Below are 13,999 nucleotides of genomic sequence, written 5' to 3'. Positions count from 1 at the left end.
CCTCACCCGAACCGGGCAAGGAAACGAACGAGACGGCGAATCCACGGGTTTTCAGGAACACCAGCATAAAGGGAAATCGCCGCGCGGCGAACCGCTTCGGACAAGGAGGGGTAGGGAGAGACAAAACCGGCCAGATCCCGGACCTTCAACCCGCTGGAAATGGCCAGCGACAACAGGTTGACGATCTCGCCGGCGGAAGCGCCAAGCACGTCCGCGCCGACCAGCCGCCCGCGCGGGCCGACGATCAACCGGACCTCGCCAAGGGTCCGGCGCTCCGCCTGCGCCCGGTCGTTGCCGGAAAACGGCGCGCTGACCTGCCGCACCCGGCCCGCGCCAAAGCGCGCCTCCGCCTCTTCCCGCGACAGCCCCACATGGCCGAATTCCGGATCGGTGTAGGTGACCCGGGGCAGGATGTCGGGGTTTTGCCGGGCCGGCAGACGAAACAGCAACGCGCGAATGACGATGCCCGCATGATAGCCGGCGACATGGGTGAATTGCAGCCCGCCGGCGACATCGCCAATGGCATAGATCCGGCGGTTGCCGGTCCTGAGGTCGGCGCCGACGGTAATGCCGCCCGGCCCGTGGGCAACGCCGGCGGCATCGAGCCCCAGCCCCTCGGTGTTCGGCCGGCGCCCGGTTGCCACCAACAGATGCGAGCCTGCCACCCAGCGCTCTCCCGCCGTGTCGCTGACACGCACCCGGATACCGCTCCCGTCCGCCGCCGCTGCGACCTCGTTGACCCGCGCGCCCTCCAGAAGCTCTACCCCCTCGGCGCGGATCTGCGCCGCCACCTCAGCCGCCAGTTCCGGATCCTCCTTTGCCAGCGCGGTTTCCGCCTCGATCACCGTGACCCGGGCACCGAGCCGGCGATGGGCCTGGGCCAGTTCCAGCCCGATCGGCCCGGCACCGATGACGATCAGGTGTTCCGGGCAGGCGGTCAGGGAGAAGATTGTCTCGTTGGTGAGACAGGGCACCTGGTCGAGGCCGGGAATCGGCGGCAGCGCCGGCGAGGAGCCGGTGGCGATGACGAAGCGGCGGGCACGGATGCGGGCATCGCCGGCGACAAGGGTGCGCCCGTCGACGAATTGCGCCGTGGCCTTGATCACCGTCACGCCGAGCGATTCGAACCGCTCCACCGAATCATGCGGGGCAATGGCGGCGATCACCTCATGAACATGATCGTGCACCCGCTGGAAATCGACCGAGACCGGTTCGGCATGGACACCGAAGGGCGCACTGGTGCGGGCGTGGTGGGCCGCCTTGCCGGCGGCGATCAGCGCCTTGGAGGGCACGCAGCCGTAGTTCAGACAATCGCCGCCCATCACCCCCTTTTCCACCAGCACCACGTCGACGCCGAAGGCGGCAGCGGCGGCGGCGACCGAAAGACCGCCGGAACCGGCACCGATCACACAGATATCCGGGGTCAGGTTGCGGGACATGGGACAGGCTCCATCAGAGGACAGGATGCCTCAGGGGTGCAACACGTCATTCTTCACCGGCGCGGCCACGCGCACGCCATTTGCGGACAGCGACAGGAATGAGGGCGGCCAGCCCGAGCGCGGCAAAGGCGAGAATCACGTCCCTGGTCACGAAGGCCGACAGGTCGATGGCGCAGGTGCCGGCGGCAGCGCAACCTGGATTGGCCTGTTCCTGCGCCATGATGACACTGTCGAGACCGGCGCCGACGAAGGCATAGGCGAAGGTGCCGGGCAGAATGCCGAGAAAGGTGGCGATGAGATAGGGCTTCAGCCGCATGTCGAACAGCGCCGGAGCGATGTTCACCAGCCAGAAGGGGAAGACCGGCGCCAGCCGCAGAAACAGCAGATAGTGGAAGGCATCCTCGCGAAAGCCCTTGGCCAGTCGGTTGATGGACGGGCCGGCCCGAGCGGCCAGGGCGGAGCCGAGCGAGCTGCGCGCGGCCAGGAAGATCAGCATGGCGCCAAGGGTCGCGGATACCGCCGTCAGACTGCCGGCGACCAGCCAGCCGAACAGGAAGCCACCGATAATGGTGAGCAGCGAGGCACCGGGGAAGGACGCGGCGACCGCCACCACATAGACCGCCATGTAGATCAACGCGGCAAGCCCGATGTTCGCCGATACGAATTCCGAAAGAACGAAGCGCTCGCGGATCAGGTTGGAGAGGGTGAGATGCTCATGCCAGCCGAACAGGTAACCAAGGCCCAACAGAGCCAGAAGGGCGGCCAGCGGCCCCCAGCGACGCAGGCGCCCGGGCGGGGTGGTCTCCCGCGCATCAAGACCATTGGCCTCACCGCCGTTCGCGACCCCGTTCGCACCGCTTGGCGTGCCATCGACCTTCACCGCATCCTCCTCCGCCCTGTTTCCCTGCGCATCCACGACCATCGCCTTTTGACTGCCTGCGTCGGCACCTGTTTACCGGCCCCTTTCCCGCAATCTAGGTGAGCAAAACGGAATTGTGGGCAGTTTCACCGGGAATTGATGGCATGGGTTCCGCCCCTCACCGCCCCGTGACGGAACTCGCGCAGGTCTTTTGCGCAAAACAACCGATATGCAGCCGCCGCTTCTCGTTGACTTCGCTGCATCGGCCCCGTATAAGCCCCCGAAACCGGGTCGTGCTGATTATTGCGGCGCCCACGGGAGCCGTATGTCCCAAAGACATGCGGTCATCGTCCAGCAAACAATTCGACAATCAGGGCCACGCGCCCTTAGCGCGTGGAGAAGAAGACAATGAAGCGCACTTACCAGCCGAGCCGCCTCGTCCGCAAGCGCCGTCACGGCTTTCGCAGCCGCATGGCAACCAAGAACGGCCGTCAGGTTCTCGCCCGTCGCCGCGCCAAGGGCCGCAAGCGCCTCAGCGCCTGACGCGTCTGGCGCCGGTTGAACGGCGGAGGTTTCTGACCGTGCCCAATCAACCGCCGAGCAAGACCTTACCGACCATGAAGAAGCGCTCCGAGTTCCTGGCCACCGCGAAAGGTGGCCGGAGCCCGCGGCGTGGATTCGTGCTTCAGGCCGCCGAAAGCGGCCGCGAGCCACATGTCGGCTACACCGTGACCAAGAAAACGGGCAACGCGGTGGAGCGGAATCGAATCAAGCGGCGATTGCGCGCCGCCATCCGCGCGACCGGCAAGAATGCTCGCGCCGGAACGGATTATGTGCTGATCGGCCGGCGCGGAGCCTTGTCGCAGGAGTTCACCTCGCTGGTGAACGACCTTGCCGACTGCCTCGCCAAGCCGCGCCTGACACCCGATCCTTCCCATCGCCATCGTCGCGGCCCGCGGCCGCGCCCGAACAAGGCGAAATCCCCAACCGTCCCGAAAAACCAAGGGTGACCGCCAATCATGGCTGACAACCGTAATACGATCCTGGCTATCGTTCTGTCCCTGATCGTCCTGTTGGGATGGCAATTCTTCATCGCCCAGCCGCAGATGGAGCGGCAGCGCGAAGCCGCCGAGCAGCAGGCCGCCCTGCAGGGCACGACCGCCGAGAGCGCCGTGCCGCAGCCCGGCGGCACCGCCCCCGCTGCCGGAGGCGCCGCCGCCCCCAGCGCCGGCGGCGCAGCAGGCCAGACGGTCAACCGCGAGGCGGCGCTCACCGCCGCGCCGCGCGTCAGGATCGAAACCCCGCGGGTGTCCGGCTCCATCAACCTGACCGGCGGGCGCATCGACGATCTGCGGCTGAAGGACTACCGCGAGACGGTCGATCCGGACAGCCCGACCATCGTCCTCTTCTCGCCGAAGGGCAGCCCCGCCCCCTATTACGCCGACTTCGGCTTTGCGGCCGATCCGGGCGCCGATGTGGCGCTTCCCGATGCGGCGACGGTCTGGCAGGCTCCCGAAGGCGCGGTGCTGACCCCGACGACGCCGCTGGTGCTGAGCTGGGACAATGGCGCCGGCCTGACCTTCAAGCGCACCATCTCGATCGACAAGAACTACATGTTCAAGATCGAGCAAAGTGTCGTGAACGGCACCGACGCCGACGTGCAGCTTTACCCCTACGGCCTGATCGCCCGCACCGGCATTCCGCAGACCGCCGGCTTCTACATCCTGCATGAGGGGCTGATCGGCGTCTTCGGCGAAAAGGGCCTCAGCGAGATCGACTACGACGATCTGCAGGAAGCCAAGAAGATCCGCCCCGACCAGGTGGAAAACGGCTGGCTCGGCATCACCGACAAGTACTGGGCCGCCGCGCTGGTCCCGACCCAGGGCGAAGCCTTCCAGCCGCAGTTCTCCTATTCCCAGGCGACCGACAATTTCCAGACCGATTTCCTCGGCGGCGCCCTGAAGGTCGCTCCGGGCGCGGAAGCGACGACCACATCGCACCTGTTTGCCGGTGCGAAGGAAACGGCGACGATCGACGCCTATGAGGAAGACCTCGGCATCGAGCAGTTCGAGCTGCTGATCGACTGGGGCTGGTTCTACTTCCTCACCAAGCCGCTGTTCTTCGCCATCGACTGGCTGTTCCGTCTGGTCGGCAACTTCGGCGTCGCCATCCTGATCGTCACGGTCGCCATCAAGACCGTGTTCTTCCCGCTGGCCAACAAGTCCTACGTCTCCATGAGCAAGATGAAGCTCGTGCAGCCGCAGATGACGGAAATCCGTGATCGCTACAAGGACGACAAGCAGAAGCAGCAGCAGGCGCTGATGGAGCTGTACAAGAAGGAGAAGATCAACCCGCTGGCCGGCTGTCTGCCGGTGCTGGTGCAGATCCCGGTCTTCTTCGCGCTCTACAAGGTGCTGTTCGTCACCATCGAGATGCGGCATGCGCCGTTCTTCGGCTGGATCCAGGACCTGTCCGCACCCGATCCCACGTCGCTGTTCAACCTGTTCGGCCTGATCCCCTGGGATCCGCCGCAGATGCTGATGCTCGGCGTCTGGCCGCTGATCATGGGCATCACCATGTTCGTGCAGATGAAGATGAACCCGGCCCCGCCGGACCCGACCCAGCAGATGATCTTCACCTGGATGCCGGTTCTGTTCACCTTCATGCTGGCCTCGTTCCCCGCCGGACTGGTGATCTACTGGGCCTGGAACAACTTCCTGTCGATCAGCCAGCAGTATGTGATCATGCGCCGGCAGGGGGTGAAGGTGGAGCTCTGGGACAACCTGCGAAACACCTTCACGCGGAAGAAGGCGACGCCGGAAAAGTCCGACTGATCCAGCAGCTCCTTTCCTGTTGCACAAAAGCCTCGCGCCCCCGGCGCGGGGCTTTTTTCATGGCTCCGCCGCAAGGCGCGGCGCGCAAGGGACTTGCGATACGGGCAAGCCGGCGCCATCTTGAAGGCCCCATGATGGATCCTGCCGGAGGAAAGCGGATGATCAGGACAGCCTGAGGGCGCTTTCCCGCCCCTTCCCGCGTCGCCGGAGCGCTTGCCCGGCCCGGCACGCCGACCTTCCTCATTTCACCACGCCCGCCCGGCTTTTGAAGATGCCCGGCGCGCGGCGTCGGATGTCGTCCGCCCTTCCCTGGCCCACAGCGCGCGCCGGGGACGGACCGTCCAAGCCGTCAGGACCACCCCATGCATGGACCCGATCCGAACACGCGCTACCCCTTTGCCGGGGAGCCGCATACGGTCTTTCTCAAGACCGTCATCTCCCGTCCCTCGATCGAGGTCGGCGACTACACCTACTATCACGACCCCGAGCACGCCGACCGGTTCGAGGACCGCAACGTGCTCTATCATTTCGACTTCATCGGCGACCGGCTGGTGATCGGTCGTTACTGCGCACTCGCCACCGGCGTGCGTTTCATCATGAACGGGGCAAACCATGCGATGGGCGGGTTTTCCACCTACCCGTTCAACATCTTCGGCGGTGGCTGGGAGGAGGGGTTCGACTTCGCCTCCATTAGCGAAGGCCTGCGCGGCGACACCGTCGTCGGCAATGACGTCTGGCTGGGCCGCGACGCGCTGGTGATGCCGGGCGTGACCATCGGCGACGGGGCGATTGTCGGCGCGGGCAGCACCGTTGCCGCCGATGTGCCGCCCTATGCGGTCGTTGCTGGAAACCCCGCGCGCATTGTGCGATACCGCTTCGACACGGACACGGTCGACACCCTGCTGGCCATCGCCTGGTGGAACTGGCCGACTGACAAGGTCAGCCGCCACCTCGATGCCATTCGCGGGGCGGATCTCGACCGGCTGCGCCAGGCATCCGGCCTGTCGTAGCGTCCAGCCCCTACTTCAGACGCTCCGGCACGGCCCGCACATGCCTTTGCCCTGCCGGGCGCGCAACGGAATGCAGCATGACCGAAACCAGTGAAACCGACCGCGAAAAAGCCGAACAGATCGAGGCCGGACGGCTGTTGTTCCGCCGCTCCTGGGGCTTTGTCACCAGCGTCGCCCAGCTTGAGCAGCTGCCGCCGGAAGATCTGGTCGAGGTCGCCTTCGCGGGCCGGTCGAATGTAGGCAAATCGAGCCTCATCAACGCCATCACCGGGGTGAAGGGCCTGGCCCGCACCTCCAACACGCCGGGCCGGACGCAGATGCTGAACTACTTCGGCGCGCCCGAAAGCCCGGTGGCGCTGGTCGACATGCCCGGCTACGGCTATGCCCAGGCGCCGAAATCCCTGGTCGACGCCTGGACCGACCTGGTGTTTTCCTACCTGCGCGGCCGCGCCCGGCTGCGCAGGGTGTTCGTGCTGATCGACAGCCGGCATGGCATCAAGGACAACGATACCGAGGTGATGGGCCTGCTGGACCGGGCCGCCGTCAACTACCAGATCGTCCTGACCAAGATCGACAAGATCAAGGTTCCGCAGGCGGCCCGCATGCGTGAGGCAACCCTGGAGAAGATTGCCAAACGCCCGGCGGCGCACCCGTTTGTGATCGAAACTTCTTCGGACAAGGGGATCGGCATTGCGGAAATGCGCGCCGAAATCAACACAATCGGCACGCTGTAGGCCGCTATACTGCGTTTCACATGAATTTTCCTTCAAACGGACATCAGTTCACACGCATTCCGCAATGGAACTCCGGATTCCGGTTGGACGAAGACCCCGAATCTTGTCAAATTTAACAGGGTATAAATCTATCCAGGTCATGCTCACGGGCAACGAGGAGCGGAAAGGCGTATGCGACAGACCGGGAGAGGATCGGGCGAGCCTGGAGCGACCGGCACCTTGCCGGAGCGCGGACGGGCGGTCGCGCGGACCGACCTTGCCGGCTTCGGACTGGTCGACGACGGGCCGGATGCCGATCTCGATCACATCGTTCGCACCGCTGCCCATCTGACCGCCTGCAAGAAAGCCTTCATCACCTTCGCCCAGGGCGAGGTGCTGCATGTTCTGGCGGCCGTGGGCAGCGACACGGTGCAAACCCCGGCCGCGACTTCGGTCTGCGGCACGGCCTACCGCAACGGGGCACCGCTGATCGTCACCGATCTCAGCACCGATCCGCGCTTTTCCGCCCTGCCTCATGTGGATGTGGCCAACGGCCACCGGTTTTATGCCGGCTTTCCGATCCGGCTCAACGACGGTCATGCGATCGGCACCCTGTGCGTGATCGACCAGGCGGTGCGGCCTGAGGGGTTGACGCCTGACGAGCATGCGCTTCTGGAATCCCTGACCGCGCTGACCGTGCGGGTGCTGGAAGGCCGCCAGCGGGATGCGCGCTGGCGCGACTATCTCGATATCGCCTCGGACTGGATCTGGGAGCAGGACGAGGAATTCCGCTTCTCCTATATCTCCCGCAGCAGCATCGGCATGCCTTCCGGCGAGATGCTCGGCACCACCCGCTGGGACGCGCCGTCCGCGGCAACGGAAGGTCCGGCCTTCTGGGCGCGCCACAAGGCGTTGCTGGAGGCGCACGAACCGTTCCGCGACCTGCGCTATCGCTGGCTCGATGGCGACACGGAACGGGTCACCATGATCAGCGGCAAGCCGGTGTTCGCCCAGGACGGCGCCTTTCTCGGCTATCGCGGCACCGCCCGCGATGTCACCGAGGAGGAGCGGACCCGGCGCGAGGTGGAGCACATGGCCCATCACGACGCGCTCACCGGGGTCGCCAATCGCACCACCTTCGAGGCACGGATCGCCGATGCCTTCCGCGCCTGGGAGGAGACCGGGGCCACCGCCACCGTTTTCCTGCTCGACATCGACCATTTCAAGCGGGTCAACGACACCTATGGCCATTCCACCGGCGATGACCTTTTGGTCGAAGTGGCCCGGCGCCTGACCGAATGCACCGGGCCGGAGGCGGTGGTCGCCCGGCTCGGCGGCGATGAATTCGCCGTGCTCGACCCGAGCCTGTCACGCGGCGGCGCGGTGGATGAATATGCGGCCATGCTGCTGCAGGCGATCGCCCGCCCGTTCGAGGCGCAGCACGATGTGATCGAATGCGGCAGTTGTCTCGGCATCGCGGTGTTGCCGGACGATGGCGGCTCGTTCAGCCAGATCATGGGCAACGTGGATCTTGCCCTTTACGAGGCCAAGGCCAGGGGGCGCGGGCGGTCCATGGCGTTTCAGCCGCGCATGCGCCGCCAGGCCGATTCGCGCAACACCCTGGCCCGGGAGCTGAGCGAGGCGTTTCTCGCCGGACAATTCGACCTGACCTACCAGCCCATCGTGCGCCTCGCCGACCAGCGGATCGTCGGAGCGGAGGCCCTCTTGCGCTGGAACCATCCCGAACGCGGCCGGCTGCTGCCCAGCGCCTTTCTGGCGGCGCTCGATTCGGGCCGGCATTCGGTCGATGTCGGGTACTGGGTTCTGGAAACCGCCTGCCGGGCGGCCTTGCCCTGGGTGGAGGCCCGCAAACGGGACTTCCGCCTTTCGGTCAACCTGTTCACCGGACAGGTGCGCGACCCCCGACTGGTCAACCGGGTTCAGGCGATTCTCGACAAGACCGGTTTCCGGGGGGCGAATCTGGAGCTGGAAGTCACCGAGGACGTGCTGCTGACGCCGCTCGGTGATCTGCCCGAAGTGCTGAAGGCGCTGAAGCGCCTGGGCATCTCCGTGGCGCTCGACGATTTCGGCACCGGGTTCGGCTCCCTGAACCACCTGCTGCAATTCGCCATCGACCGGATCAAGGTCGACCGGCAGTTCGTGCGCGGCCTCGGCAACAGCATCGATCACAACACGGTGACCCATGCCATCGTCAAGCTGGCGGTGGATCTCGGCCTCAAGGTCACCGCCGAGGGCATCGAGACGGACGAGCAGCAGCACTTCCTGTCGCTGGTCGGCTGCGACGACATGCAAGGGTTCCACTTCTCGCGGCCGGTTTCGGCCGAGCAGTTTCCCCGGCTGATGGAGAAGACCGACGCCCTGATCACGCGGCGGCACACGGGCGCGCCGATGCCCCACGCCAATACCGGATGACCGGTGAGCATGATTGAGCCATAAGGGAAAACGCGATATAGAGCCCGTCTTGCTCATTTGGAAGGGCCGCGCCCGTTCGTGCGCCCACCAGCCCGTTTCTCCATTTCCGGGATCTAAGACCTCGCCATGACCGAAGCCGCCCCGATCAACCCCGCCCAGGTTATCGCCAAGGCGTTGCCCTACATGCTGCGCTACAACGAGAAAGTCGTGGTGGTGAAGTACGGCGGTCACGCCATGGGCGATGCGGATCTCGGACAGGCCTTTGCCCGTGACATCACCCTGCTGCGCCTTGCCGGCGTCCTGCCGGTGGTGGTCCATGGCGGCGGACCGCAGATCGGCTCCATGCTGGACCGGCTCGGCATCCGCAGCGAATTCAAGAACGGCCTGCGCGTGACCGACAAGGCCACCGTGGAGGTGGTGGAGATGGTGCTGGCCGGCGCCATCAACAAGGAAGTGGTGCATCTGATCAACACCGCTGGCGGCAAGGCCATCGGCCTGTGCGGCAAGGATGGCAACCTGGTCACCGCGGAAAAGCTGCACCGGACCATTCGCGATCCCAACTCGGCGATCGAAGAGGTGCTCGATCTCGGCTTCGTCGGCGAGCCGAGCGCGGTCAACCCGACCGTGCTGCAACTGGTGATGAAGGAAGAGCTGATCCCGGTGGTCGCCCCGGTGGCGCCCGGCGGCGATGGCGAAACCTACAACATCAACGCCGACACCTTTGCCGGGGCCATCGCCGGCTCGCTCGATGCCAAGCGGCTGTTGTTCCTCACCGATGTACCCGGCGTGCTCGATGCCGACGGCAAGCTGATCAAGGAGCTGACCGTCGGCCAGGCCCGCGACCTGATCGCCGACGGCACCATCTCCGGCGGCATGATCCCCAAGGTGGAAACCTGCATCGAGGCGCTGGAGCGCGGCGTCGAAGGCGTGGTGATCCTCAACGGCAAGGTGCCCCATGCGGTGCTCTTGGAGCTGTTCACCGACCAGGGCGCCGGAACGCTGCTGCGGCCATGACCGAGGAGCCCACCCTGCCGCACGAGGGACGACACGCCCATCAATACGACCTGCGGGCCTTTTGCGGGGTCGAGGCCTGGGTGTTCGACCTGGACAACACGCTCTACCCGGCGACCTCGGCCCTGTTCTCGCAGATCGACGAGCGGATCTCCCGTTTCGTCGCCAGGCATCTGGATCTGTCGCCCGATGAGGCGCGGATCAAGCAGAAGGCCTTCTACAAGAAGTACGGCACCACCCTGCGCGGGCTGATGATCGAGTACAAGATGGAGCCGGATGCGTTCCTGGCCTATGTGCACGACATCGACTACACGCCGCTGAAGCCCAACCCGGCACTCGGCGAAGCCATCGGCCGGCTGCCTGGCCGCAAGTACATTTTCACCAACGGCGACCGGCCGCATGCGGAACGCACCGCCGCCCGGCTCGGCATCGCCGATCATTTCGACGATATCTTCGACATCGTCGCCGCCGGCCTGATGCCCAAGCCGAACCTTGAGACCTACCGCATGTTCCTGGAGCGCACCGGCGCGGCGCCGGCGCGTGCGGCGATGTTCGAGGATCTGTCGCGCAATCTGGTGGTGCCGCACCGCCTCGGAATGCGCTCGGTGCTGCTGGTTCCGGATGGCACCCGCGAGGTGTTCCGCGAGGATTGGGAGCTGGAAGGCTCGAATGCCCCGCATGTGGATTTCGTCACCGACGACCTTGAAGGCTTCCTGACCGCCGTCCTCGGTGCGATTGGCACGACCTCCTCTTGACGAGCCGGCGGCGCGTGCGTCTCGGCCTTCGCACCTTGGCCAGATGCGCCATGGACAGGAGGGCGGCCGGGGCGTATGCCACAAGCCTTCTTCACATACGCCTTCTTATCGATTGGACGACCGATGCCGCACTGCGCCCTTTGCAATTCCGAAGATGCCACCGCCTATGAGGTCTCTCCCCGGCCGGACACGGTGATGCTGTGTCAGACCTGTCGCACCGGGCTGGAGGAAGGCCCGAAGGACGACCCGCATTGGCAGTGCCTCAACGAGGCGATCTGGAGCACCGAGCCGGCGGTTCAGGTGCTGGCCTATCGCCTGCTCAAGGGGCTGCCCGGGGCGCCCTGGGCGCGGGACGTGCTGGACATCGCCTATCTGGAGCCGGACGTCTTGAGCTGGGCCGAGGCCGGTCTCACGGGCGATGACGCGGAAGACGCCATCGTGCATGTGGATTGCAACGGCGCGGTGCTCGCCGCCGGCGACACGGTGACCCTGATCAAGGACCTTGCCGTGAAGGGCGCTGGCTTTACCGCCAAGCGCGGCACCGCCGTGCGCAAGATCGCGCTGGTGCCCGACAATGCGACCCAGATCGAGGGCCGCGTCGAGGGGCAGCGCATCGTCATTCTCACGCAATTCGTGAAAAAGGCCTGACGGCGGCCACATGAGGCCGCAACGCGCGCCCCGCCTTTTGCGGGGCGTGCCCTGCCCCTAGCGGCCCAGCAGCAGAAGAACGATGCCCGAGGCGATCAGCACCGTGCCGAGCGCCTCGCGCGGGCGGACCGTCTCGCGGAACACCAGCCAGGACGCCAGGAAGGTGAACACCAGTTCGATCTGCCCCAGCGCCCGCACATAGGCGACCTTTTCCAGCGTCATCGCCGTGAACCAACCGGCCGACCCAGCAATACCGACCAGCCCGACCCAGATCGCCGACCGCCAGTGGACGAAGCTCGCCTTGAGCTGGTCCGGCTCGCGCCAAGCCATCCAGCCGACCATGGCCGCGGTCTGGAACAGGGTGACGAAGGCCAGGGTCGCCGCCGCCTGCATCATGAAATTCGGCCCGCCGAGCGACAGCGACGCGGCGCGGTAGCACACGGCGGAAATGCCGAAGAAGGCCGCCGAGGCAAGTCCGATCAATGCCGGACGGCCGGTCAGCGCGCTCAGGAGCGCCGACGGCCCCACCCGGGCCCCGGAGAGGGAAATCAGCACCACCCCGCCAACGCCAATGACGATGGCGATACCCGCGGCCGGGGTGATCGTCTCTCCCAGCAGAACCAGACCGAAGATCGCCGCCTGCACCGGCTCGGTCTTGGAATAGGCCGTGCCGACCACAAAATTGCTGAAGGAGAACAGGTGCACCAGCAGGAAGGTGGCAAGGATCTGCGCCACGCCGCCAAGCGCACCGGCGATCAGGAAGGTGCCATTCGCTTCCGGCAGCGCATACCCCAGGCCGAAATGCAGCACCGCCAGATAGATAAGCGCGAAGGGAAAGCCGTAGCCGAACCGCACGAAGGTGGCGCCGGTGGTGCCGAGCTTGCCCTTCAGGTGCTTTTGCAGGGCCGAGCGCAGGTTCTGGCAGAATGCGGCGAAAATGGTAATCGGAATCCAGAGAGACATGGAGGCTCCGGCAGGCGGGGTGAACGAAAGACGAGACCGCCGGCACAAGCTTGTGTCGGCGACAGGCAGGCGGACGATTGGGGCAACGAGCCGGCGCGACATGGCCGGTCTCAGGTGGGGCGCCTGTCATAGCGCCAATTCGTCCTGCTGTCGCCTCCCGGTGCCTTTCCGCCCGCTTCCCGGTCTTTTCTGCGGCCGGCCGCTGCTCGCCCTCCCTGTTTTCGTGTCGACATCTGCTCCCCGTCAACGCAAGGTGGCGGCCTTGACTTCAATCCGGTGCCCGGCTTAGGTCGCCCGGACCCTTTCTTTCGATCCCTTCTGGAGTTTCCCACGCATGAACCACGCCAATCTGGACCAGGCGAAGCTGGCCGCCACCATCGACGCCGCCTTTGAGGACCGTGCCTCGATCGACACGCACACCACGGGCGAGATTCGCGACGCGGTGGCTGCCGCGCTCGAACTGCTGGATCGCGGTCATGCGCGGGTGGCGGAAAAAGGCGCCGACGGCAATTGGGTGGTCAACCAGTGGCTCAAGAAGGCCGTTCTGTTGTCCTTCCGCCTCAATCCGATGGAAACCATCAGCGGCGCGCCCGGCGATGCCTCCTGGTGGGACAAGGTGCCCTCCAAGTTCGACGGCTGGCGCGGCATCGACTTCGAGGACGCGGGCTTTCGCGCCGTGCCAGGCTCCATCGTCCGCCGCTCGGCGCATATCGCCAAGAACGTCATCCTGATGCCGTCCTTCGTCAACCTCGGCGCCTACGTCGACGAGGGCACCATGGTCGATACCTGGGTGACGGTCGGCTCCTGCGCCCAGATCGGCAAGAACGTGCACCTGTCCGGCGGTGTCGGCATCGGCGGCGTGCTGGAGCCCCTGCAGGCCGGCCCGGTGATCATCGAGGACAACTGCTTCATCGGCGCCCGCTCCGAGGTGGTGGAAGGCTGCATCGTGCGCGAGGGCGCGGTTCTCGGCATGGGCGTCTTCATCGGCCAGTCGACCAAGATCGTCGACCGGGCGACCGGCGAGATCTTCTACGGCGAAGTCCCGGCCTATTCGGTGGTTGTCGCCGGCACCATGCCGGGCAAGCCGATGGCCAATGGGGAGATGGGACCGGGCCTTTACTGCGCGGTGATCGTCAAGCGCGTCGATGAGAAGACCCGCTCGAAGACCTCGATCAACGATCTCCTGCGGGACTGACCGGACAGGACGTCCGATAGCGCAGACGGGATAGCGGCGCGCCGGCGCCGGGGGGGGGGGGGGGGGGGGGGGGGGGGGGGGGGGGGGGGGGGGGGGGGGGGGGGGGGGGGGGGGGGGGGGGGGGGGGGGGGGGGGGGGC

The 13,999-nt window shown here is 66.0% G+C and carries 13 protein-coding genes; 10 read left to right on the top strand and 3 right to left on the bottom strand.

Annotated elements, in window-relative coordinates:
* Window positions 1–2 precede the first annotated feature (2 nt).
* Entirely contained in the window at window positions 3–1,439 is a 1,437-nt protein-coding gene (locus tag LC062_RS04415) for a dihydrolipoyl dehydrogenase family protein (RefSeq protein WP_224909831.1), read from the bottom strand.
* A 46-nt stretch (window positions 1,440–1,485) separates the two neighbouring features.
* Window positions 1,486–2,355 (bottom strand): TVP38/TMEM64 family protein, encoded by an 870-nt coding sequence (locus LC062_RS04410; RefSeq protein WP_224909830.1) that lies wholly within the window; start codon window positions 2,353–2,355, stop codon window positions 1,486–1,488.
* Between the two features lie 351 nt (window positions 2,356–2,706).
* Here LC062_RS04410 and rpmH point away from each other — a divergent pair, with 351 nt between their 5' ends.
* From rpmH to LC062_RS04365, 9 genes are all read left to right on the top strand, one after another.
* The gene (gene rpmH, locus LC062_RS04405) at window positions 2,707–2,841 is read left to right on the top strand and encodes a 50S ribosomal protein L34 (protein WP_067220180.1); all 135 of its coding nucleotides are present in this window, start codon (window positions 2,707–2,709) and stop codon (window positions 2,839–2,841) included.
* A 74-nt stretch (window positions 2,842–2,915) separates the two neighbouring features.
* Entirely contained in the window at window positions 2,916–3,308 is a 393-nt protein-coding gene (gene rnpA, locus LC062_RS04400; protein WP_224909829.1) for a ribonuclease P protein component, read from the top strand.
* Window positions 3,309–3,317: 9 nt separating this feature from the next.
* Window positions 3,318–5,132: a membrane protein insertase YidC gene (gene yidC / locus LC062_RS04395; protein WP_224909828.1), complete on the top strand. Its 1,815-nt coding sequence runs from the start codon at window positions 3,318–3,320 to the stop codon at window positions 5,130–5,132.
* Between the two features lie 362 nt (window positions 5,133–5,494).
* Window positions 5,495–6,142, top strand: a complete 648-nt coding sequence (locus LC062_RS04390) for a CatB-related O-acetyltransferase (RefSeq protein WP_224909827.1) — start codon at window positions 5,495–5,497, stop codon at window positions 6,140–6,142.
* Window positions 6,143–6,219: 77 nt separating this feature from the next.
* Window positions 6,220–6,876: a ribosome biogenesis GTP-binding protein YihA/YsxC gene (yihA, locus tag LC062_RS04385; protein ID WP_224909826.1), complete on the top strand. Its 657-nt coding sequence runs from the start codon at window positions 6,220–6,222 to the stop codon at window positions 6,874–6,876.
* A gap of 171 nt (window positions 6,877–7,047) precedes the next feature.
* A complete protein-coding gene (locus LC062_RS04380) occupies window positions 7,048–9,288 on the top strand; it encodes a putative bifunctional diguanylate cyclase/phosphodiesterase (RefSeq protein WP_224909825.1) in 2,241 nt (746 codons plus the stop codon).
* A gap of 126 nt (window positions 9,289–9,414) precedes the next feature.
* Window positions 9,415–10,302 (top strand): acetylglutamate kinase, encoded by an 888-nt coding sequence (gene argB / locus LC062_RS04375; RefSeq protein WP_224909824.1) that lies wholly within the window; start codon window positions 9,415–9,417, stop codon window positions 10,300–10,302.
* Window positions 10,299–11,054, top strand: a complete 756-nt coding sequence (locus tag LC062_RS04370; protein ID WP_224909823.1) for a pyrimidine 5'-nucleotidase — start codon at window positions 10,299–10,301, stop codon at window positions 11,052–11,054. The genes argB and LC062_RS04370 overlap by 4 nt, the downstream gene beginning before the upstream one ends.
* Window positions 11,055–11,177: 123 nt before the next feature.
* Window positions 11,178–11,702 carry a PhnA domain-containing protein gene (locus LC062_RS04365; RefSeq protein WP_224909822.1) on the top strand — a complete coding sequence of 175 codons (525 nt, stop codon included), beginning with the start codon at window positions 11,178–11,180 and terminating at the stop codon, window positions 11,700–11,702.
* A gap of 57 nt (window positions 11,703–11,759) precedes the next feature.
* Here the strand turns inward: LC062_RS04365 and LC062_RS04360 are convergent, their stop codons facing one another.
* Complete coding sequence (locus LC062_RS04360) at window positions 11,760–12,665, bottom strand: DMT family transporter (protein WP_224909821.1); 906 nt, start codon at window positions 12,663–12,665, stop codon at window positions 11,760–11,762.
* A gap of 334 nt (window positions 12,666–12,999) precedes the next feature.
* Between LC062_RS04360 and dapD the strand changes: the two genes are divergently transcribed.
* Window positions 13,000–13,860, top strand: coding sequence for a 2,3,4,5-tetrahydropyridine-2,6-dicarboxylate N-succinyltransferase (gene dapD / locus LC062_RS04355; protein ID WP_224909820.1), 861 nt, complete (start codon window positions 13,000–13,002; stop codon window positions 13,858–13,860).
* Window positions 13,861–13,999 lie beyond the last annotated feature (139 nt).

Origin of the sequence: Stappia indica, assembly GCF_020177335.1 — a bacterium.
Lineage (GTDB): Bacteria > Pseudomonadota > Alphaproteobacteria > Rhizobiales > Stappiaceae > Stappia > Stappia indica_B.
Note: the sequence above shows the minus strand (reverse complement) of the source record. Positions and strands in the feature narration are given on the sequence as shown.

Coding starts and splice junctions, on each gene's coding strand:
- yidC (WP_224909828.1), top strand. CDS start 3,318: ATGGCTGACAACCGTAATACGATCCTGGCTATCGTTCTGTCCCTGATC.
- yihA (WP_224909826.1), top strand. CDS start 6,220: ATGACCGAAACCAGTGAAACCGACCGCGAAAAAGCCGAACAGATCGAG.
- rpmH (WP_067220180.1), top strand. CDS start 2,707: ATGAAGCGCACTTACCAGCCGAGCCGCCTCGTCCGCAAGCGCCGTCAC.
- LC062_RS04380 (WP_224909825.1), top strand. CDS start 7,048: ATGCGACAGACCGGGAGAGGATCGGGCGAGCCTGGAGCGACCGGCACC.
- dapD (WP_224909820.1), top strand. CDS start 13,000: ATGAACCACGCCAATCTGGACCAGGCGAAGCTGGCCGCCACCATCGAC.
- LC062_RS04415 (WP_224909831.1), bottom strand. CDS start 1,439: ATGTCCCGCAACCTGACCCCGGATATCTGTGTGATCGGTGCCGGTTCC.
- LC062_RS04365 (WP_224909822.1), top strand. CDS start 11,178: ATGCCGCACTGCGCCCTTTGCAATTCCGAAGATGCCACCGCCTATGAG.
- LC062_RS04390 (WP_224909827.1), top strand. CDS start 5,495: ATGCATGGACCCGATCCGAACACGCGCTACCCCTTTGCCGGGGAGCCG.
- LC062_RS04360 (WP_224909821.1), bottom strand. CDS start 12,665: ATGTCTCTCTGGATTCCGATTACCATTTTCGCCGCATTCTGCCAGAAC.
- LC062_RS04370 (WP_224909823.1), top strand. CDS start 10,299: ATGACCGAGGAGCCCACCCTGCCGCACGAGGGACGACACGCCCATCAA.
- argB (WP_224909824.1), top strand. CDS start 9,415: ATGACCGAAGCCGCCCCGATCAACCCCGCCCAGGTTATCGCCAAGGCG.
- rnpA (WP_224909829.1), top strand. CDS start 2,916: ATGAAGAAGCGCTCCGAGTTCCTGGCCACCGCGAAAGGTGGCCGGAGC.